This is a genomic window from Olsenella profusa DSM 13989 (assembly GCF_030811115.1).
GTDB classification, from domain to species: domain Bacteria; phylum Actinomycetota; class Coriobacteriia; order Coriobacteriales; family Atopobiaceae; genus Olsenella_F; species Olsenella_F profusa.
In genome coordinates, this window is record NZ_JAUSQK010000001.1 from 1 (window position 1) to 21,643 (window position 21,643).

The following is a 21,643-nucleotide window of genomic DNA, read 5'->3' on the forward strand; positions in this document are numbered from 1 at the left end:
GCATCTGGGCACCGTCCAAAGGCGATCCATCGCAAAGCTTCCCGGAGGTGGGGCCGCCGTGTCTGCAGTCGCCAGGGGATATGGGGTATCCGTAACGGCTGTTCATAGTATTCGCAACGAATCGCGTCCGAAGAGAGCACGGGCTTTCATGAACACGAGAGAACGGATCGAAGTTCCCGAGGTAGATCCCCCGGGCCTGCCCGATGACGTGGAAGGACCTAAGGAAAGATGTGCCGGGCCGGAACCCGGCGACGCAATCCCCTCTCAAACCATCGAGACACTAAAAAAGGACCCGAGCGTCGACCCGTCGGAGATGAGCAGTCGGGAGAAGACGGCGGTGATCGGCGCTTCAAGGAATAGATTTCCGGTCTCTGCGCCGTGCGGGAGGCTCGGCATCTCACGCAGCCCCCATTGCTATGCTAAGGCAGCCTCCCGCGCACCCGACCGACATGCGCGCGACCGCCGGCGAATCCGGTCGGTCTTCGGGGGAAGCAGGAGGGCTTTCGGCTCGGAGCGCATATGGATGACACTCAGGTGCGGCGACGACGGAGGCGGGCCAAGACGCATTTCCGAGAAGGTTGTGCGTCGCATCATGCGCGGAGGGTCTCGTTGCGATCTATGACAAGAGAAGGCGCAGATGCGGCTCCTGCAAAGGCGAGATCGGCGCGCATCCCGGCGGCAAGGTCGCGCGCAGCTCTCATGCGGATGCCCCGAACCGGCCGTGGCCTACCGACATAGCCCAGTTCGCCCTCCCGAGCTTCGAATGCTACCTGTCCGTTATTGCGGGCTGCTTCGATGGGAAGGCGGTGTCCCACGAACTGTCGAGAAGCCCGAACGCAGAGCCTGCCGATCCCACCCTCGTCGAGGCGGTCCGCAGGCTGAAGGGCGACAATCACCCCGTCCCTCACAGTGATTGCGGGTGTCGTTGCAGGTGGCCTGGGTGGATTGGAATATGCAGCGGGTACGGAATCGCTCGATCTGTGTCGAAGAGGGCATGCTCGCCGGACAATGCGGCGTGCGAGGGCTTCTTCGGACGCCTCAAAAACGAGCTCTTTTACCACAGGCCTTGGGATGGGATGGCATCCGAAGACTTCGGCCGAATGCCCAATGGCTATGTTGGCCACTACAATACCCAACGAAGAAAGAAATCTCTGGGATGGAAAAGCCCAGAAGAGTATCGACTGTTCCTAGGATATGCGGCCTGATGTGTCCAAAAAATCGTCCGGAGGCCCGGATGGCATCTACGTGGAAAGGCCGATAAGCCTACACTTTTGATTTCGGCCCCCTAGACGAACATTTCACGTCCTGGTAGCCTGGGTGTGCAAAACGATGTTACGAGGGAGGAACGTGGGTGATACCGGTAATCGACTTATTCGCGGGTCCAGGAGGGCTTGGCGAGGGTTTTTCATCGCTTACCGATGAGAACGGCAAGCCGATTTTCCAGATCATCATGTCGGTCGAACGAGATCCCTCTGCACATGAGACGCTTCGGCTGCGCTCTTATGTCCGCAAGATTCTTCGCGATGATGGCACGGTACCGAATGTGTACCTACGCTATATGAGAGACCACGACGATAAAGCGTGGAGCGACCTCATGGCATACAGATCCGAGGCATGGGAGGCTGCAAAAAAAGAAGCAGTTTGCGCGACGCTCGTAGAGGGCGATGACAAACTTATAAACGAGGGTAAGAAAAGGCTAGAAGAGTGGCGGGCAGCAAATGGGAACAAGCCTCTGATTCTCATAGGCGGACCACCCTGTCAGGCCTACTCACTGGTGGGTCGGTCTAGGCGCAAACACGATACAGAGTTTGACAAAGATGTGAAGCAAACCCTCTACAAGTGCTACCTATCGTTTATCAATGGCCTAAAGCCCGATATTTTTGTCATGGAGAACGTCAAGGGGCTGCTCTCGGCAAAGCACAAGGGCTCTGGGGTTTTCGATCATATTTATCAAGATATGCATGATGCAGGATACGAGATACACTCACTCGTGAAACAAAAACCGGGGAAGCCAAAAGACTACGTCGTAGAAGCGGAGAGGTTCGGCGTTCCCCAAATGCGCCACAGGGTGATACTTCTCGGAGTGAAGCAAGGGTCAGACCGAGCGACCTCAACGCTCATGCCACAGCATCCCGTAACTCTCGGAATGACTCTTTGCGGTATCCCGAAAGTTAGGAGTAACTTCTCAGAGCGCAACAAGGGCTGGCGTGAAATGAACTGGGCTAGATACCTGGACGAAGCTGCGAAAAGGATTGCGTCTTCTGAGGATTGCAAAGAGCTGGCACCTATCATGCAGAGGGTGATTTCAAGCCACCCAACCAAGGTTTCGAAGAAGACGAAGGTGACGAACGAGAAGGGCCCTTATGACGAGTGGTATAGGCTGCGCTTCAGGCACAGCAAGTTATTAGCCAATCACGAGGCTAGGTCCCACTTGGCAAAGGATCTTGATCGCTACCTGTTCTGTTCGGCCTATGCAGAAGTTCATAGAACCTCGGCTCGATTGGAGGATTTTCCCGACGAGTTACTCCCCAACCACAAGAACGTCACTGACAATATCCCGGAGGTCAAAGAGGGCGGCGAATACGAATTCAACGACAGATTCCGCGTTCAGGCGGAAGACAGCCCCTCGACGACAATAACCTCGCATATCGCCAAAGACGGACACTACTACATCCACCCCGACCCTACCCAATGCCGCAGCCTCACTGTGAGGGAGGCTGCTAGGTTGCAAACGTTCCCCGACGACTATCTGTTCGAGGGCAATCGCACCTCACAGTACACGCAGGTAGGGAATGCCGTACCGCCGCTCCTCGCTCAGCAAATTGCATCGGTGGTTGCCTCAGCGCTTGGTATTGAAGCGAAGGACTATTTAAAACACATCTCTGCTCAGTCTTCAGAAGGCGACGATCACTAGTCGACCTGCAGTTCCTCTCGGAAGAGTCCAGCTAGGGGCTCATCCAATGTCCCTACTACGAGGCTTCTGTCCAAGAACTTGTTACCATTCTCGCATGCTGTCTCCGGGAGAAGAGCGCAGTTATAACAGGCAGCCAAGTTGCATGAGTCAAGACCCTGTCCAGGGGACTCTATGCAAACCGGATCATCAGAGCACCAAGTGGCCTTTTGCAGGGCATTAAAAACGATGACCTCAAAGCGACCAGGCTCTCCTGAACGGACAAGACCACCTAGAGAACCGTCTCCTGAAGATGACGCGGTATAGATAAGAAGGCCGTGCATACCTTCGAAATCCTCGTCGCCGTCATCATCTAGGAAATCCTGACAGTAAATTCTCTCGCGCAGAGAGGCAGCAGTGTAACCGCACACCTCGCTGATACCAAGAAGGAGCAAGTGTGAGAGGGTATGGATAAGCACGTAATTCGGGTTTAGCCCTTTCGGAGCAAGGTTGCGCTTAGTTCTAGACTCGTTGAGATTCCCCTGCATAGTTCTTACTCGGGCAGCAACTTCAGGCCGCTTCGCCCACTCTTTCAGGCATGTCCCATCGAGGTCAATGAAGATCCCCTCACCAATCGTCTGATTGGCAAGTGTCCAATCGAGCATCTTCCGAGAAAGTGCCCTTCTCCTCTCGTCCATGGTCTTGGAGTCGTTGTACTCGGGGTTGAGCCTTGTGAACCCAACTAGCGCGCGCGTCACGGTAAGGGTCTCCACAAGAGTTACCTTCGAGATGAACTTGCGCATAAGCGGAAGGGAGTAATCTGAGACGTTGATCGTCCGGCCTATGAACTCACCCCTCTTGGATATATGCGGGTCCCGCAGCGTCAGAAACTCATCGTGAAGGTACTCTACCTCGGACTGCTCCGTATTCCCAGCACTCTTTCTCTGGTGATAGGCGAGACGAAGCGCATCTGGCCTGATGCCGTTTGCTGTAGCTAGCATGTTGATGGCCTTGTCAAGGAGCCCCATCCTGTCCATCTCAAGCATGTCTGAAAACTGTTCATCGACAACTGATTTGACATGCTCGTCTAACGCATCTGGGATTAGTACGGAGCTAACGACATCCGGGTAGCATACGTTCGTAGCACCCATGATGACAACCCTGAGATCCTTGTTGTCAGCGGGGCATGGCTGACTTGAGACTCGATCAAGCCAAGGTTGTCTCCCGGTACAGCGGTAGCCAATCTTGTTCAACCCCTCAGGGGTATTCGCTCCGCTGAGGGAACGATGGGCGCCGCAGGTGCAACGATATTCGATGTCGCCCATGGTCGTGCTTCCGCCCTTGGTGTGCCTGTAGACGGTATGGCCGGGGTCGTCTTTCGGATCTATATCGGTCCCGCCATGAACCCATTTCATGACCGGGAAGCTGTCTATGTGACCGTGTGGGCATACGATAACGAAACGCTCAGGAACCAACTTGACATCATGGTGATACTTTTTGCTGCAGGATTCGCAGCGAAGCGACGTGCTGCAATTGGTCGAGCCTACATATTTTATCTGCCCACAACGAGGGCAATAAAGCCAATTCGGAAACCTAAGAGTGGGAACGAAGCCGTTGTTGGGGCCATCACCCATGGGAGGGGAATAGAGCTTGTTGACCCCGATATACTGCTTGAGCCTGGAATCACGAACCTCTTCCAGTCTCCCCTTGGCAATCTGCTCGTCATAAGCATCGAGACCGGCAATCATCACAGTCGTGTTGGCGTCGCAGGGGTAAATCGCACCAACGCTGTAGGGTCCGAAGAGCTGTCCCATGCGAAGGGAATAACCCTTGCCCTTGGCTTCTCTTCGCGCGTTGCGAGCGTTTCCCCTAGGCATGTTTATTCCCCTCGTTCTCGCCATAGCCGACATACGTGCCAAGAATCCTTACCCTGCACTGGGCGTCAACACTCCGCATGGATGTCGGTACCTCGAAGGTACCACCACCCCATGCATCGGAGCTCTCTGCACCCGTTGGGTGCATGAGGGGTGTCGGTGGGCCAAAGTTCTCAGGTTTTAACTCAAACCAACGGTCGTAGTCGCTGGCATCCCAGCCCTCGTGTATCTCATCGAGGTCTTCTTTAGTACCTTGCAGCTCGTGCGGATCGACCTTTTCCACGCGATTGAGAATCGTTTCGGCAGCAAAATCGAAAGGCTCCTTTTCGGGGTACCGAAAGGCTTCCGAGTCGTCGCCATCTACAGAACGATAAATCCCCACAAGCGTGCCAAACAGAGCCCGGTCGCGCACTTGCCTACAGAAAGAGGTGACGCTTGATGGCTCCACGTTCTGATAGAAGCTCTGGTGATACATGGCAAAGTTCTCGTAATGCGAACGATCCCTCGGTTTTGTGGTGCTGTATACGACGAATACGATGCCCTTGGCCCTGCTGCCACGTCCAACGCGGCTAGTGGCCTGGATGTACTCAGCGGTTGTCTTCGGCTGTCCCTCGACGACCATCAACCCCAGCCGTCCAACATCTAGGCCCACAGAAATCATGTTCGTGGCAAAGCAGAGGTCGACCGCGTTTCGGGAAGGATAGGAGATTGAGAGGCTGTCAAGTCCCTTCCGGACCTCATCGGCGTCTTTACGGCTAGTAAGCTCCTCTGCAACGTTGATGTAGCGAACGGTGTCGTCACCAGCGCGTTCGGCGCGCTTCCTATGCTCCCAAAGACGTTCCGGAATGTCCCCGCCCATCCAGGTAACGGCTTGACCAAGCTCTCTTGTGGTGCCGTAGTATCCAATGGTCGTCCAATAGGGGTCCTTCCAGTCATCCGGCACGTCTTTCCATGTGGCTGGTTCCCAAAGGAGGGCGGCATAGAGGCGTATGTTGGTCGAAGCGGCGTTAAGTGTCGGTACAAACACTCCTACATAGCGCCGGCCCCTCGACTCTTTGTCCTCAACTGAGAAGAACGAGTCATCGTAGTCAATACCGGAAGGAGGGAACTGAAAGACGTTTTCTTCTCCACATGCGTATAGCTGATTGCACTGCCCTTTGGCCCGACTGACGGTCGCCGTTGATGCGACAATCTTTGGGAGAACCTTCCTCCCGCCCTCATCTCTTTCACAGAGAGACGATATGAGCGTCTCGTAATGACCAGCCATTGAACCGAGGGGGCCAGATATCAAATGCAGCTCGTCTTGGATGATAAGTTTGGGTGGACGCCGCCTTCCTTCCTTGGTGATGCCAAACAGTGGAAGGGCTTCTTGCCTGTAAGGAAGCATGGCGAATTTGTCAATGGTCCCCACGAGAAGTGATGGCGGGTTGGCATATACCTCGTCGTCGACTACGTCTAGGGGCAGCCCATCGCCCTTGGAAAACTCGCAGTTCTCGTTCGGACACACGAAGAACAGCTTCTTTGTGCTTCGATCGCGCCTATATGACACCCTTTTGTTCTCTTCTAGGCTGCTTCCGCACCATGGGCATTTTCGGACGGGGAAGGGGTTTCTGCCCTCGTTCCGATTAACGTACGCGCGCCTCAGCCGCTCAGCTTGGTCTCGGGTATTTGGGCTTGCTTCCCCTCCCACCCAAAGGCCGATACGGAACTCGCGGTGCCCAAGCAAATCGGGCATGCGACGCCGCATGGATTCGAGAGCGCAGATGAGAGACGAGGCACGATCGAACTGCTGCGAGGTCAGCAACCGCAGCGTGTACCTCATGAAAACGGTGACCCCTTCGCTCTCCACGTGGGAAAGGCGCTCCCAAATGAGGACGAATGCGGTGAGTCCTAGATAGGCCTCCGTCTTGCCGCCTCCCGTTGGGAACCAGATGAGGTCGACGACACCTCTGTCATCACTGGTCTCGTCGATAACAGACCTGATGTTCATGAGGATAAACGCAAGCTGAAAGGGTCTCCAACTTCTTGTGTACCCGATAGGTTCGTCTAAGTACTTCCTCTCCCCGGAGACTACGCCGTAGTGCAGAAACTGGTCGTACATGGCTTCGTTAGCCATCACGAATGCCTGCCGGGCAACGATATTGCTGTCCAAAAGGCTGATGCCGTCCTTTATGCGGGCAAGACAAAGGTCACACTCGTCTAGGTTTCGTCGTGCGGCGCTTTCATATTGTCTGGGGAGCTTCAAGGCCCTTTTGCGGGTCTGGGAAATCCAAAGCGAGTACTTATCGCATAGGGTGTTCATGGCATTTAAGGTCTCGCCCCAACAGTCCGCCCTGCCAAAGCTCTCGATTGATAGGACAATCCCATCCATCAGTGGATGTAGCGGCTTCATGGAATGCGTATCAGATACAGGCATGACCTGGGTCTGTGCCCACTTAACCGGCAAGCCCTGATCCCAGCTGGTAGCACACCCATGACCTATGGCATAGTTGCGAACATTGCGGTAGATAAGGCTTTTGCTGGCTTCCTCATCGGAGGTCGATTCATCAAGCTGACTCCATGCAGGCGGGATGAGCCCCAGCTTCGAACTCACCTTGAATCCAGCTTGGTAATAGCAAGCTGAAGAATCTTCGTGTTGGCCAGACGGGGCTGCATTCATATTGCACAGGGCGACGGTGAGGACAAGCCCTTCGGGAATCCGCTGCCTGAACACGACCCAGAGCTCAAGGGCCCCGCCATCCAGCTTGTATCCGCGCCTGATATCATCCCCCTCGCCTGTGGGGAGCTCTAGATCCTCGGCAAGAAGGTCAAACCGGAGAGGGATGCGTTTGTAGCAGCTTTTCTCTTCTACCTTCTGCCGAACATACCTCGCGCATCTGATGCTAACGGAAATCTCATCCTCATTGCGGATGCCCAAGGTCATGCTCATTGCAGACTGGGCGCGGGCATTAGAGAGCGATACCGGCTCTTCGTAATCTTCGTCTGACGCCTCTTCGGAAACGTCGGAACCGTCTGGCACGTCCGAACCGATGGGTAGTGGAGAATCAGGGTTACCTGCACTTGTCCCTGCAGCAAGTTCACCAGGGTTCTCCCCATCAGAAGACACAGCGTCCTTGCCTTGAGCCATATCAATCTGGGTCCCTCTTGGATAGAGGACGCCAGCATGATACCGCAGCGACGGCGAGGAGAACTCATCCAGGGTCTCCCCGGAGTCGGGGTCGATAGGCCCGACAAATTCTTCGTAGACCGACTTGTACAGGCGTCGTCTCAGCTCTTCGTCAAGGCAATTGCCATCAGTGTTGTCATCCAAATTGGACACCTCATCACAGAACGTCGACACGGTCGATCGCCACATTCCTTCGCTCACCAACCACAGCCACCCTCAAAAGCTCGACATCGCCGGCCTCGTGTCTTTCATCGAAACCATCGACGGCATTGTCGAGGCCGTACCGCTCGACATCTTTAAGGAAATCGGCAACCATGCCCTTCTTGGCCATTCGTCCAATGGAACGATGTTTGTTCCGAATCTTGCGCACGGCGCCCGCGATTTTATCCAGCTCGCCATCTGCCAGCGGATAGCCAAGGGACGAGTATATCGCCTCGATATCGGCTTTGGTCTGAGGGGCAATGCGGTTACCCTTTACCCACCCGCGAACGCCGGCCTTAGTGCGAGTCTTGACTACACGGGAGTAGATCCTGTCAACGATCTCGGCATCGGAATACCCGTGTAGCCTCGCGTGGCGAATCGGCTCCTTCCAACTTTGCGCCAAAGCCATGGCGTCATCGTATCCCTCGGTGGTGCTTTCCGAGGCCCTGCGTATAAATCCCTTGTCGGAGTGAGTACGCAGGACGACATCACCTGGTAAAAGGGCGGAAGCAGGTTTTTGGTCGGGCTCGTCGTCTTGGCCTGTAAGGCAATCGGTAATTACGAGGAGACGCCCGCTCCGAGCTTGGTTGGGGTCGGACTTGAGCCACACATGCGTGCCGTCGTGAAACATGACAGGCACAGCAGGCACGAATCTCTCTCCCTCGCGGGCAAGTTCGCTTTGTATCCTGCGCCTCTCTATTGTAGTTACAATCGAGGCGGGGGGCTCATCATCAGCATTATCAGGGGCATCGCTGCATCGTCTTGTCGCAATGGCCCTAGATTTCTTGGGTCTTTTTAGAGGCTCTATTCCCAACTTTATGAGCGTCTTATCGGTCGCGAGCGCGCACTTGTCCGACTCCCTGTGCCACTGTTCGTTTGCCTTGAGCCACCATCCAAGCTCCAAGTCGCCACCATCATGCCCATAGAGCACGAAAATCATGTTCGTGGCTATTCCGGAATGGAGACAGCGGTCCATCGTCCCCTTGTCATACCAGCCGCTGAAGATGACGTTCTCGTTGTCGGTGAGCGAGTTGCTTCCGAGGAAATCGCGTGTCGTCATAACAGCGAATAGCCCAATGCCGTATCCGTTGTAGGCCAGCTCTCCACACCAGTACTTATAGGCAGCCTCAGTTCTGTTCCTGTCGACAACCAAGACCACGGGTGACTTACTATCTATGTAGCCGGTGATGAGATCGTAGATTTTATGTTCTTTAGGAGCAGGCTGATCAGGCTCGAAGAACTTCCAAAGGATGTCGCATGCAGTGCGTACCTCATCAAAATCCTGCAGGCTCAGTATCCTTGATGACCTGATAGTGTCTAGAAAGCTATCAACAATGTCTCTTTGCCGGCTGCTGTATTCCTTGTCAGGGGCCTCGGTCATCCTGATAGCGGAGCCAAGCACGCTAAAGAGGTCTTGAACGGCGAGGAGAACCCCGTCGTCGTCAATCTCAGAAAGCCTGAAATCATCGTAAAGAATCCGCTTTGCGCGTGAGAGGCCGCTATCCCCATCGGAAACCGGGAGCACCTTCTCATGCTGCCTGGTAATCATCCTAGTTTGAATGGAGGACAGGGTGAGTCCCTGCATCTTGGCCAGAAAGCCACAGTCATCCCAGTCGAAGGGCAGAAAACCACTATCTATAAGTGGTTGTAATCGAGCTAATGTCCACCGATCACAAAAAGCGATGACGCCAATCCCCCGGTCCTTCAAATCGAAGATGTCTGACAGAAGGGATGTGTCCATCAGGTCGGGACTCGAGATGTTCAAAGAAACGAAGTCGATGGGAAGACCATCATCTGCCAAATTGACGATTTCAGAAGCGCTGCCGACGCCGTCAATGCGAGGGCCCACAAGGACAGACGGGGGGCATTCAAAAGGCCAATTGAAACCATCCCTCCTAACGCCCTTGGGAGAAAGGTAGGTAATGGGCAAAACCTCGGAAAGGCCATAGGATGCGTCATCAAAAAGGATGCGCCCATTGAGCAGGCGCGTAGGAGCCTCATTTGCATACTGTGAGGGAGAAGTGACATACCCAACAGAAGGCACCTGCTTCCCACAGCAGTCTAAGATACGCCGTACCGGAGCAGGAAGGGCCTTGTACCGTGAGGCCTCGCTCAACAAAGAGGGGCGCTTGAGCTTCTTGGTGCTCTTTGTCTGGGATAGCTCAGCATCAGGAGAAGCAAGATGCACAAGAGGGAATGTCCCATATTTCTTATCAATTCCTGCCGCCTGATCAAGAGAGGAGTACATCACCCTCTCATCACTGACCTCAGTGATTCTGACCACGCAACCACCGACGGCGACCTTCTCGCCAACTTCAGCTTCATGTAAGCCAGGTACGCCAGCATCAAACTCGATATGCAGCATAGCGGCAAGAAAAGCTGTTGCGATGGCCTCTCGCTCGAAATCTGGACAGCTAACTATGAGACCTGGGTATCCTGAGCTTCGAGCTCTACGTAGCAGGGTCAAATTAGCCTTTGTGAGAGTTGTGAATTGAACATCACCCAAATCAGGGAAAGCAAGCGAGGGACTATCTAGAGGGTTTGAGGTCCGATTAACAGAATCAAGAAACGCGTCGAATGACATTTCCCGACCCATGTACACGGCACCTCCATTCGGTGGAACACGACAGCCAACAGCTGACCATTTAGGAGATGAGAGGAGATTCACCTGCCAGCCATATGCAATCTTCATTCGAAGATTCTACCAAAGAAGCAGAAACGAACGTCTGGGATACGGGAAGGTTACAGGGAGTCATCGGATGAGAAAGAAGACCTTTTACCCATCCCCCCGCCAACGCCTCCGTTCTAGGCGTTCCGCCTTGGCGGGCGTGTCACGGGGCTACGCGCGCCCTAGGAGGTCATTGAGACAGGCTAGGATCCTCCGTTCCATCGCTGGCGGGAGTGATGGAGGTCTTTCTTGTTCGTGGCAGTTTAGTGTGTTTGATAGCTTGAGTCTTTAGGAAAGGGAGTGGTGACGAAAAGTGAGCCGCCGGACCCTGTTCGACCGTCTGGTGGCAGAGCGCGGATGCACAGACTCGAGATCTCAACCATGGAGCGCATCGTTCGCGAATGGCGGAAATACAGGGAGTCCTCGCCCACGGGCGGCTTCCTCGAGTTCAGCTAGCCGATGGGTACCGCACACAGGACACCATGGCAACTGACTACATGAAAGCAGGCTATGCGACTATCGATGGGGAGTAGCAATATTTAGAAGTCTGGCTTCTATATTTGAATACATTGTCATCCCGTGGGAGAATAGCCTCCAGAGACGGGAGGCCATGCTCATGTACATCAAACGAGAAGTCGAAGCCACAATCGATAGGATGCTGAAACAAGGCAAGGTAGTCCTTGTGACAGGGGCGCGCCAGGTCGGCAAAACAACCGTCCTCAAGAAGCACCTGGGCAACTCCTTCGACTACGTCTCCATGGAGAACCCTCAGGACTACCTGCTTGCCAGGCAGGACGCAATGCTCTTCTTCGAGACCAGGCGCCTGCCGCTCATCATAGACGAGGTCCAACGCGTACCTGAGCTCTTCTCCCCGGTCAAGTGGGTGGTCGACCAGTCTGACGAGAAGGGGCGCATCATACTCACCGGCTCGCAGACCTACCAGCTCATGAAGGGCGTAAGCGAGTCGCTGGCAGGAAGGATCCGCATCCTCGAGATGCCGGCACTTAATCTGCGGGAGCTCGTAGGTCACGCAGACAAACCACATCCCTATATCCCCTCTCCTGCCAAGCCGCTCGACAAGCCTCTGGATAAGAGCATCTGGGAGATCATCCACAGGGGATCGATGCCGGAGTTGCAGGACAGCTCGGTCGACTGGGACTCGTTCTACTCCGGCTACGTGTCCGCCTACCTCGAACGGGACGTGCGCGACCTCATCAACGTCAAGGACGAGGCGAGGTTCTACAGCTTTATGGTCGCGTGCGCCGCGAGATCGGGACAGCTCCTCAACGCTACGGACATAGGCAACGCAGCGGGCGTCAGCTACAAGACGGCGCAGTTATGGCTCTCCGTCCTCCAAGCCTCGAACATCGTCCGCATAGTGGAGCCGTTCTGGTCGAACATCGGCAAGAGCCTGACGAAGACCCCCAAGCTCTACTTCATGGACACCGGACTTGTCTGCCACCTCACGAGGTGGACGACGCCGGAGCAGCTGCGTGTCGGTGCGATGGCGGGACACGTCTTCGAGGACTTCGTCGTCTCGGAGGTGCTCAAGAGCTACATGAACGCCGGCGGCAACATGCGCGACGTCTGGTTCTACCGCGATTCGAGGAAGCGGGAGATTGACCTTGTTATCCAAGAGGGACATGTGCTGCATCCCGTCGAGGTGAAGACGTCCGCCACGGTAGGGGGCGACGCCGTGAGAAACTTCCGCTGCCTCGAGGGGATGTCTGGCTACGAGGTCGGCTTCGGACACGTGATCTGCCAGACGCCCGAACCATACTACGTGACCAAGGACGTGCAGGCAGTTCCCGTCTGGGTGATTTAGACACCTGTGCCTCATGCGCGGCGAAATGTGCCGAGCCTTTTATCCCACACCACTAGACTTTGGCTTCGACGAGCCTGTAGAGTGACATTCGCGATATGCGCAGGTACTCGGCAGCTTGGCCGACGTCCTGAAGCTCATCCGCTAGTTCGTATGCGTCCGAGGCCAGAGGTATTACCCCAGCCCATGCCAGGTAAGGTTGGCGTCTCGCGAGTTGGGGCCTAGGCGGGCAGTGCCACGCCCAGCTTGTAGCCGAGGGCTTTCACGACCTTCTGAACCGTGCCGAAGGATGGGTTGCCCGTTGGCGAAAGGGCCTTGTAGAGGCCGTCTCGGGTAATGCCCGCATCCTTGGCAAGCTGGGTCATGCCGCGTGCCCGGGCTATATCGCCGAGCGCGGCGGACACGAGCGCGGGATCGCCGTCATCTAGCGCCGCGTTGAGGTAAGCGACGATGTCCTCGTCCGTTTCGAGGAACGCGACCGCATCGTATGTCGTCGCACTTTTCATCTTGCCGCCCTCTCTCATTCGTACTGCTCGCTGAGCTCCTGTGCTTTCCTTATATCCCGTTGCTGGGAGGGCTTGTCACCCCCAATGAGCAACAAGACGATTTCCCTCCCACGCCACGCGAAGTACGGCCTGTACCCTGGCCCGTAATCAATCCGGAACTCGCAGACGCCGTCTCCAACGGGTTTGTAATCGCCGAGATTCCCAGTGAGAGAAATCCTCCTGATGCGCAAGCTGATTCGAGCTCTGGCGTTAGAGTCCCTCAGACGCTTGAGCCACCTTGCAAACTCGCTTGTACGACGTACCTCAATCATGTGCGAAGTGTATATTACAATATACGTCTAGTCAAGAGCAGGTCACCTGCTGCCGTAGCGACCTTGACGAGACGGCTACCATTCACGACGGCGATCCTGCGTTCCCATGGTCGGCTACCCTACTTCTCGATTTCCGGTTCGGAGGTGACGCCGGACTCAAGCGCCTCTTCAAGGTGATTGCGTCAGAAATATCGGTGCGGGCGCAGAAGGCCCAGAGGCTTTGAATTGCCTTGGCGCCATCTAGACGGCACTTCAAGGCTAGGGGCTAAGTCTACTGGCTCTCATCCCACATCCTCTTAACTCTCACAGAGAGGGTAGCTCGAACCCCATTCGCCCCCGGCCCCTCTCGCCAATGGCGCCCTGCTCGAGCAGCAGCGTCTCATATGAAGCGGCATAGTCTAGATACTCTTTGCAAGCTTTGTAACTTTTGTCCTTTTTAGATTTGAGCATGCGGACGGTTTCTTAGACCAGCTGCCTGCGCCTCAGCGGGACGTAGTACCAGGCCTCACAGAACTCGTCGAAGTAGAGGAACGTCGTAAGGGGCACGTCGAGGGCCATGATACCCGAGCAGCAGATGGCCTTCGCGCCGGAGCACGGGATGGTGACGGCGGCGTTCGAGGGATGCGCGGGCACACGGCGTCGTGGTACGAGAGGTGGGGCCAGGCCAGCAGATCGAGGAAGTCGCACGGAGCGATGACCCGTGGGCTGTCGATGCCCGCCTCGAGCAGGTCCTTGTCCCCGGTGAGCAGGACCTCGGCCTTGGCGTGCCTGGCGGCCCGAAGGACGGGCCGGTCTGCGGGGTCGCGCACACCCTCCTCCGCATAGGCCTCCTCCGGCGTGAGGACGATCTCCGCCGCGCCGGCGAGCCTAGCCAGGAAGGCGTCCATCGCCGCTGCCTTCCCCTAGAGAACTTGCGGGCAAAGACACTCCTGAGCTCGTCCACCACGTAGCCGCTCACGACGGCGTCGTTGGGGGCCGAGACCGCCCTGTCATAGGCAGCTGCCGCCACCCCTTCCGGGAACAGAGCGGCCGAGAGCAGGATGTTGGTGTCGAGGAAGACCCGCACCTAGCTCTCCTCGCGCATGGAGCGCACGAGGGCCGCCACATCGTCCTCGGACGCGATTCCGGCTCTCTCGGCCTCCCCGCGCATCTCCTCCTGAAGCAGGCGCATGGCGTATTGGGCCGCGTTGACCACCCGGACGGTGGAACCCTCCACCAGGAACGTCACCTTGTCTCCTGACTGGACCCCCAAGACCTCGCACACCTGCTTGGGAATGGTGATCTGGCCCTTCGACATGACCTTTGCGTTGTCCGCGAAGACGGTCTGCATGGCCTCCTCCTTCCCTTGCCCTATGAGTAGGGTAAGTAGGGTATTTCAAGCCGATTATACCCTAGCCTGTGACCCGGGCATACGCTCATCCCAGCGATTGGAGGGACGATGTACCGGCGCTTGAATTTTAAGTTCAGCGATACGCATCCCGCACCCATCCGAACGCGCCCCCTGCGTCTGAGAACCAGAGTCCTGGTGGACCGGGGAGGTCGGCCCGAGACGGACGGCGCTACCCACCCCGTGTCTTCACGGAGCAGGGAGTCTCCATGCTCTCGGCTGTCCTACATAGCGACACGGCAATCGAGGTTAGCGTCCGCATCATGGATGCCTTCGTGGAGATGCGGCACTTCCTAGCCGACAGTGCCTCCATGTTCGAGCAGATCCACGATATGGAGCGCCACCAGGTCGCCTACCAGCAACATTGCGAGGGTCAAGGACGCTGAGACCGTGCGAGCGATCCTGGAGAGGCTGAGACCAGGAGAGGAGAATGCGGACCTCAGGGAACCACCCGAAGGATCAGAGGAGCCAGAGGTCAACTAATAAAGTTGCCATGAAGTGCAGGTGAACGAAACAACCACGGACAAGAGCAGCGCCGCACCCCAACGGGGACTGCGATGGGGATCTTGGACCAAAACGGACCGGGAGGAGACGACAATAGACTCCTCGCACAGCTAGTTGAAAAGGTAGCCGTAACCGTTGCGCCTCCCTCTTCAGGTTCCGGCCATCCTTTCAGTCGGCCAAGATACCATTTGCGGCTGCCAGAAGAGACATGAATATTGCGTGTCTCTGACATGGCCTATCATTTCAGGTCTGAACAATTAAACTGAAATGCACCAGAGCGGTTCGGCTCTGGCGAGCGAAAGGGCAACAGATATGCCAAAGGTCAAGATTGTCAGCGACCCGTATAGGCGCACCACCAAATTCTTCAACATGGGAACCACGTGGACGGAAGTCAACAAAGAAAGCAGCCCGAACAGCTCGCTGCTTGCCAAGAAGTACTCCGAAGGCTTCTTCCCGTTCAAGGCTCGAGAGATCGTCGACAAGCTGCTAGACGAATATGGTGATGGAACGAATCAGCTCGAAATCGTCTTCGAAGGACCCGATGACGAGTGGGATGAACTGCAGGACGTCTGCTCATCCGAGAGCCTTGTCCCACACGTAAGGCTTGAGCGAAGCGAAAAGGCACTGGCAAACGCGCGAGACATCCTGCCTTACATCAGGGAAGTCTTCGACGAGCTCTACCCCATCATCGCAGGCACCGCAGACGGAAGCCCCGAGACGCTCGACCGCCTGCGCAAGTTCCGCGACGCATCCAGCGACATGATCCCCATCTGCGCGGTGGGCAACTACAGTGCCGGCAAGTCAAGCTTCATCAACGCGCTTATTGGAACGGAGCTCCTCCCCAGCGGCGACCGGCCGGTGACGGCGAGGATCTTCCAAATCGAGAGGTCCGACCAGCAGGACCGCGCCTCAATCGGCTTCAAGTACGCCGACGAGCCCATGAACGTTACCTTCACGGATGACGGAATGAAGGTCAGCCCCGCAGGGACGCGGGGGAAGGTCTTTGATGAGATCGCATCGGCAATGGCCGACAGCGGGATAAGCCTCGCGGAGCGCGTCCGCGCAGCCCTTGGGGCCATCAACTCGTTCAGTGAGGGAAAGGACGAGCCGACACTGTCCGACCTCGTGAAGGTGAGGGTTCCCTTCGGCAGGGACACAAACTGGGGAAACGGCAAGAAGATCGTGATATTCGACACCCCAGGCTCCAACGCGAACTCCAACGTCGACCACGTGCGCGTCCTGCGTGAGGCAATGAGGGGCATGTCCGACGGCCTGCCCATCTACGTGACCGCCTACGACGCCCTAGACAGCAACGACAACGCCGACCTCTACGAACAGATCAGCCAGATGCCCGCCCTCGACGAGCGCTTCGCGATGGTCGTGGTCAACAAGGCGGACGACGCTGACATACCAGAAGGAGGGTTCACCAAGAAGGACGAGGAATGGGTGATGGACACCGTGGTCGCCCGCAACCTCTATGCCCAGGGAATCTACTTCGTCTCGTCAATTGCCGGCCTCGGCGCAAAGACGGGAGGCAGCTTCGCAGACAGGCACTACGACCGCGTGTTTCGAAGGCTGCGGGACGGATACGAGGACACGAGTGACAAATATTACACACGACTGTTCGACTACGATCTGATGCCCGAGCAACTGAGGGCGAAGGCCGTGCGCAATGCCGAGGCGTGCGACAACCGCCTGCTGGCCAACAGCGGGCTTTTCAGCGTGGAGCGGGGCATCGACGAGTTTGCCACCAAGTACTCGGCATACAACAAGTGCTTCCAGTCAGAGGCACTCCTTCACGAGCTCATCGAGCAAACGGACGCGAGGCTTGAGAAGAGCGGCGACATCCTCGAAAACAGCAGAAGAGTCCTTGCCGTCGACCTCGATGAGAGCAAGAACGACCTGCTAAGCAAGTTAATCAAGCTCTCCATCTCCACCTGCGAAGAGGCAATGGAGGGATACCTCCCCAGCATGAACGAGTGGGCGAGGCAGAGCATCGCAGCCTCCGGGCTGACGGCCGAGAGGCTTCGCGAATGGGAGCGTGACATCACTGCCGTGAAGCGCCGCGAGATGGGTGCCGAGGAGAAGCGGCAGGATGCCGAGGGAAAGAAGGCTGCCATTGCCGCAAACCTCAGGGCGAGGGTACAGAACGCATGGGACACGAGGGATGTCCTTGGCATCGCGGGCATCGCGAGAAGCCTCGCAAGTGACTGGAGTGCCGCCCGCGAGGCAGAGCTGGAGAGCGAGGAAATCTTCCGTGGTGCCGACAGGGAGGCTTCGAACGAGCTCCTGATGAGAGTACGCAACCAGTTTGATGACGACATCGCGCGTCTCATGCAGGAGGCGGAAGGCTGCTCCAAGGGCTACTGGGAGGAGCATGCGGAAGCGAGCAGGAAGGCCCTACTCGACCTCGTCTCCGACGGAGCGGCCATCGACGACGAGAGGCGAAAGACCCTGCGGACGATCATCGTCGACTTCCGAGACCTCTCCCTTGACGACGAACTCCCGGAAATATCTGAGATACGGCATCCGTTCGACCCCAACAAGCTCTGGAAGGCACCATTGCGCGTGCAGTACAACATGGAGCTCGCACAGAGGGTCTCCAAATGGCGCTCGGTTGTCGAATCCGCACATGAGGCCAGCTTCAGGGAGTGGCTGCACGAGCTGACCGACGCCCTGAGCCTGGGTGCCGTCGACCTCAACCCCGAACTGCGGAGGAAGTTCGACTCCGTCGTGAGCACGGAACGCGAGATTGAGGCCCAGAGGTCGAAGAGGATCAGGCTGCGCAGCGGCGAGAAGAGGGTGTCCGGCTACATGACGTGGCAGGAGGGTTAGGACATGGGCATCAAGAGCATCGCCCAGAAAGCCGCCGGAAAGGCAGGCAATGCGGTGGCCAAGCTTTCGTCGCTTAGCCCCGAGCAGCTCCGTGAGGTCGACGAGAGGAGGCAGCGCTACCTGAGCGAGATGCCCTCCGCCGATGACGCCACAGCAGTGGAGCTCACCAGTAGGCTCATCGCCGCCGCAGGCGTGGAGATCTACAACGCCTACCTCCCGCAGATTGCCGGCATGTACGTTCCCGTCGAGGCGAATGCTGAATACGGTGGTTCCGCCTTCGACGCACGGTACAACGCGCACTTCCTCAACGTGACCAAGTGGGTGTCCGACCCAGAAGAGAACAGCCTCGAGAAGCTCGTCAACGTCTACGAGGTTCTCTCCTCTGAGACGTGCAACATCGCGCTCGTCTTCCATCGCGGCAGGGAAAAGACCGACGTCTACCTCGCCGTCGTTGACACCACGAACGCGACGAGCAACGTCAACGCAAAGGACTTCGCGCGCCGCCTCGAGGGGGCCCTCAGGGGCAACTTCCCCGGTGCGGAGTGGGGCAAGGTGGAAAGTGGCGAGATACCCCACCTCAAGGACACGCGCGACATCTCGGTCGCAGCGGTCTCTAACGTGCCCACGGAGAAGTCCGAGAAGTTCGTGAGCCAGACGATCGAAAAGTTGCTCGACGGCATCGTCCCGAAGAGCAGGAGCGAGGAGTACACGCTCGTCTTGCTCGCCACGCCAACGCTCGACGCCGAGGAGCGGAAGCTCCGCCTCGGACAGCTCTACACGGGTCTTGCACCGTACTCATCCTGGCAGACGGACTACACCTACACGGAGGCGGGCTCCACCTCGTCGTCTGCGACGGTCGGCCTCAACGCCGGCGTGAGCGTGGGCAGGCAGGTGGGCACCAACCAGTCGCTCGCTGACGGCCAGTCGGTCAGCGACTCGACGAACTCGGGCATCTCCGACACTGAGGGCAGTTCGCAGACCGACACGGTGTCCGACGCGGTGTCCGACAGCTCCGCCCATACGGATGGTACGAACAGCTCGACCAGCGAGTCCAGTACTGGATTCGTGTCAGTCGGGGAAGGTGTAACTGCAGGCGGAAGCCACACGAAGGGCTCGTCTCATGGCACGAGCGCCAGCGACACCACAACCCACGGCACCAGCAGCAGCGTCGCTCAGGCGCTCGGCTCGTCCACGGCGCATGCGGTCTCCAGCACACTGGGGCGTGCCGTCACCAAATCCCTCACCAGCACCATCGGCTCCTTCGCGAGCCAGAGCCTCGGCGGCAACTTCGGAGTGAACTTCGCCAGGACCTCGACGGTCACCGCGACTATCGGCAAGAACGAGGGCATCCACCAGACCCACGCCAACTACTCGATCAAGCACGCGCTCGAGCTCCTCGAGCAGCAGATGAAACGTCTCGAGGAGGGAGCGGCACTCGGTCTCTGGGAGTTCGCGGCATACGTCCTGAGCGAGAACCCGGCAGCCGCGAACAACGTAGCGCACTCCTACCTTGCCCTCACCCAGGGGGAGGAGTCGTTCATCTCGCAGGCCTCCGTCAACCTCTGGCGCGGTGACCTGCCAGGCGAGAGCGCAGCGGATACCATCTGCTCGTACCTCAGGGACCTCAGGCACCCAATCTTCGCCCTGAACCCCAAGCTCGTCGAGCGTCAGCCCAACGTGCTTCCCTATCCGTCGACCGTGACGGCCACGACGACCCTCACGGGTAAGGAGCTTGCGAGGTCGCTCAACTTCCCAAGCAAGTCGGTGGCCGGCCTCCCCGTCTTCGAGTGCGCGAGCTTTGGGCGCAACGTCGCCACATTCGAAGAGCCCGAGACGGCTGGCGCCATCGAGATTGGCCACGTCTTCCACATGCACCACGAGGAGCCAACGCCTGTGCCACTCGACCTCGACTCCCTCGCCGGGCACACGTTCGTGACGGGCAGCACTGGCTCGGGAAAGAGCAATGCCGTGTACCGCATCCTCGAGCTGGCATGCAAGCATGACGTCGGGTTCCTCGTCGTCGAGCCCGCCAAGGGCGAGTACAAGGATGCGTTCGGCAACGACCCGGATGTGTCGGTCTTCGGAACCAACCCTGCCTACGCACCACTGCTGCGCCTCGACCCGTTCAGCTTCCCGGAGGGTGTGCACGTCCTGGAGCACCTCGACCGCCTCGTCGAGATCTTCAACGTCTGCTGGCCGATGTACGCGGCCATGCCGGCGGTCCTAAAGGATGCCGTCGAGCGGTCCTACGAGGACTGTGGGTGGGACCTGACGACGTCGACCAACCCCTACGGGGAGGGCCTCTACCCAAGCTTCTCGGACGTCGCCCGCAACGTCAGGGAGGTCATAGATGCGAGCGAGTACGACGCCGAGAACAAGGGCGCCTACAAGGGTTCACTGCTCACGCGCCTCAACTCGCTCCGCAACGGGATAAACGGAATGATCTTCACCTCCAACGAAATCCCGGCACAGGTGCTGTTCGACGACAGGACAATCGCCGACCTGAGCCGCGTGGGCTCCGGCGAGACCAAGGCCCTGCTCATGGGCGTCCTCGTGCTCAAGCTACAGGAATGGCGCATGAGCCAGGGCATTCCCTCGAACGCGAGGCTGCGTCACCTCACCGTCCTCGAGGAGGCCCACAACCTGCTGCGACGCACCTCGCCAAACCAGGAGCAGGAAGGCGGGAACCTCGCTGGCAAGAGCGTGGAGATGCTCTCCAACGCGATTGCCGAGATGCGGACGTATGGTGAGGGGTTTGTCATCGCCGACCAGGCTCCCGGTCTGCTTGACCCGTCAGCCATCCGCAACACCAACACCAAGGTCGTGCTACGTCTGCCCGAGAGTGGCGACCGCGAGCTTGTGGGAGGAGCGGAAGCCCTGAATGAGACCCAGATCAAGGAGCTGGCGAGGCTTCCTCGCGGTGTCGCGGCCGTGTACCAGAACAACTGGATCGAGGCCGTGCTCTGCAAGGTCGCCAAGGCCAGGCATGGCGGGGGCGCCTATGAACAGCTGCCCGAGGAGGGCGAGGAGCGAGTGCGAGACACAAGACTCGCACTCAACATCGTCTCCCTTCTGAGCGGCAGCGAGGCCGTCACCGACGAGGCAAGGCTTGCCGACGTGAGGGATGGCATGCGATTGCTCGGCGTGGACTCTTCTGTCCAAGTAGCCGCGCTGCGCATCCTCAAGAATCCACCCCCGGAGCCAAGGATGACGAGAATCGCACCCATCGTCACAAGCCTCTTCCCCGAAGCACGGGAGGCGATGACTGCGGCCAAGGAGAAGACGAGCGATCCTCGCGAGTGGAGCTTGGCGATCAGGCAATCCATTGACGGATCCTGCACAGAGGGTACCAAGCCGCAACTCATGCGCATCATCACGCAGGGCATCGTCTACGACTACCTCTGCAACGAACTGCACGACCGTGAATCGTTCGACGGTTGGTATAGGAATGGGGTGGTTGCATGATACGCGAAACACGT

Annotated in this window: 13 protein-coding genes and 1 pseudogene; 6 read left to right on the top strand and 8 right to left on the bottom strand. The window is 57.7% G+C overall.

Annotated elements, in window-relative coordinates; genetic code table 11:
• Positions 1-806 precede the first annotated feature (806 nt).
• Both J2S71_RS12180 and J2S71_RS00005 read left to right on the top strand, forming a co-directional pair.
• Positions 807-1,205, top strand: coding sequence for an integrase core domain-containing protein (locus tag J2S71_RS12180; protein WP_370873187.1), 399 nt, complete (start codon positions 807-809; stop codon positions 1,203-1,205).
• Between the two features lie 146 nt (positions 1,206-1,351).
• A complete protein-coding gene (locus J2S71_RS00005) occupies positions 1,352-2,914 on the top strand; it encodes a DNA cytosine methyltransferase (RefSeq protein WP_307387930.1) in 1,563 nt (520 codons plus the stop codon).
• Here J2S71_RS00005 and drmB read toward each other — a convergent pair.
• The 3 genes from drmB to J2S71_RS00020 are packed head-to-tail and all read right to left on the bottom strand — an operon-like array spanning position 2,911 to position 10,823.
• The gene (gene drmB, locus J2S71_RS00010; RefSeq protein ID WP_307387932.1) at positions 2,911-4,704 is read right to left on the bottom strand and encodes a DrmB family protein; all 1,794 of its coding nucleotides are present in this window, start codon (positions 4,702-4,704) and stop codon (positions 2,911-2,913) included. The two genes, J2S71_RS00005 and drmB, sit on opposite strands and share 4 nt — an antisense overlap.
• A gap of 55 nt (positions 4,705-4,759) precedes the next feature.
• Positions 4,760-8,074: a helicase-related protein gene (locus tag J2S71_RS00015; protein WP_307387934.1), complete on the bottom strand. Its 3,315-nt coding sequence runs from the start codon at positions 8,072-8,074 to the stop codon at positions 4,760-4,762.
• Positions 8,075-8,087: 13 nt separating this feature from the next.
• Positions 8,088-10,823 (bottom strand): DISARM anti-phage system protein DrmE domain-containing protein, encoded by a 2,736-nt coding sequence (locus J2S71_RS00020; RefSeq protein ID WP_307387935.1) that lies wholly within the window; start codon positions 10,821-10,823, stop codon positions 8,088-8,090.
• Between the two features lie 631 nt (positions 10,824-11,454).
• Here J2S71_RS00020 and J2S71_RS00025 point away from each other — a divergent pair.
• Entirely contained in the window at positions 11,455-12,624 is a 1,170-nt protein-coding gene (locus J2S71_RS00025; RefSeq protein WP_307387937.1) for an ATP-binding protein, read from the top strand.
• Positions 12,625-12,842: 218 nt separating this feature from the next.
• Here J2S71_RS00025 and J2S71_RS00030 read toward each other — a convergent pair whose 3' ends face one another.
• From J2S71_RS00030 to J2S71_RS00045, 5 genes and pseudogenes are all read right to left on the bottom strand, one after another.
• On the bottom strand, positions 12,843-13,145 hold the full coding sequence (locus J2S71_RS00030; RefSeq protein ID WP_307387939.1) for an addiction module antidote protein: 303 nt from the start codon (positions 13,143-13,145) through the stop codon (positions 12,843-12,845).
• Positions 13,142-13,438, bottom strand: a complete 297-nt coding sequence (locus J2S71_RS00035) for a type II toxin-antitoxin system RelE/ParE family toxin (RefSeq protein ID WP_307387940.1) — start codon at positions 13,436-13,438, stop codon at positions 13,142-13,144. The genes J2S71_RS00030 and J2S71_RS00035 overlap by 4 nt, the downstream gene beginning before the upstream one ends.
• A gap of 462 nt (positions 13,439-13,900) precedes the next feature.
• On the bottom strand, positions 13,901-14,071 hold the full coding sequence (locus J2S71_RS00040) for a hypothetical protein (RefSeq protein ID WP_307387942.1): 171 nt from the start codon (positions 14,069-14,071) through the stop codon (positions 13,901-13,903).
• A 262-nt stretch (positions 14,072-14,333) separates the two neighbouring features.
• Positions 14,334-14,504 (bottom strand): annotated as a pseudogene (locus J2S71_RS12185) (PIN domain-containing protein); the annotation flags it as partial.
• Entirely contained in the window at positions 14,505-14,768 is a 264-nt protein-coding gene (locus J2S71_RS00045) for an AbrB/MazE/SpoVT family DNA-binding domain-containing protein (protein WP_307387943.1), read from the bottom strand.
• 266 nt (positions 14,769-15,034) lie between these two features.
• Between J2S71_RS00045 and J2S71_RS00050 the strand changes: the two genes are divergently transcribed.
• From J2S71_RS00050 to J2S71_RS00060, 3 genes are all read left to right on the top strand, one after another.
• The gene (locus J2S71_RS00050) at positions 15,035-15,211 is read left to right on the top strand and encodes a hypothetical protein (RefSeq protein ID WP_307387944.1); all 177 of its coding nucleotides are present in this window, start codon (positions 15,035-15,037) and stop codon (positions 15,209-15,211) included.
• Positions 15,212-15,641: 430 nt separating this feature from the next.
• Positions 15,642-18,164: a dynamin family protein gene (locus tag J2S71_RS00055; RefSeq protein WP_307387945.1), complete on the top strand. Its 2,523-nt coding sequence runs from the start codon at positions 15,642-15,644 to the stop codon at positions 18,162-18,164.
• Positions 18,165-18,167: 3 nt separating this feature from the next.
• Positions 18,168-21,629 (top strand): ATP-binding protein, encoded by a 3,462-nt coding sequence (locus tag J2S71_RS00060; protein WP_307387947.1) that lies wholly within the window; start codon positions 18,168-18,170, stop codon positions 21,627-21,629.
• Positions 21,630-21,643: the final 14 nt, after the last annotated feature.

Excerpts from the sequence above, each read along its gene's own strand:
- drmB (WP_307387932.1), bottom strand. The coding sequence starts at position 4,704 with ATGGGACAGCTCTTCGGACCCTACAGCGTTGGTGCGATTTACCCCTGC.
- J2S71_RS00020 (WP_307387935.1), bottom strand. The coding sequence starts at position 10,823 with ATGAAGATTGCATATGGCTGGCAGGTGAATCTCCTCTCATCTCCTAAA.
- J2S71_RS00025 (WP_307387937.1), top strand. The coding sequence starts at position 11,455 with ATGCTGAAACAAGGCAAGGTAGTCCTTGTGACAGGGGCGCGCCAGGTC.
- J2S71_RS00030 (WP_307387939.1), bottom strand. The coding sequence starts at position 13,145 with ATGAGAGAGGGCGGCAAGATGAAAAGTGCGACGACATACGATGCGGTC.
- J2S71_RS00035 (WP_307387940.1), bottom strand. The coding sequence starts at position 13,438 with ATGATTGAGGTACGTCGTACAAGCGAGTTTGCAAGGTGGCTCAAGCGT.
- J2S71_RS00045 (WP_307387943.1), bottom strand. The coding sequence starts at position 14,768 with ATGCAGACCGTCTTCGCGGACAACGCAAAGGTCATGTCGAAGGGCCAG.
- J2S71_RS00050 (WP_307387944.1), top strand. The coding sequence starts at position 15,035 with ATGCTCTCGGCTGTCCTACATAGCGACACGGCAATCGAGGTTAGCGTC.
- J2S71_RS00055 (WP_307387945.1), top strand. The coding sequence starts at position 15,642 with ATGCCAAAGGTCAAGATTGTCAGCGACCCGTATAGGCGCACCACCAAA.
- J2S71_RS00060 (WP_307387947.1), top strand. The coding sequence starts at position 18,168 with ATGGGCATCAAGAGCATCGCCCAGAAAGCCGCCGGAAAGGCAGGCAAT.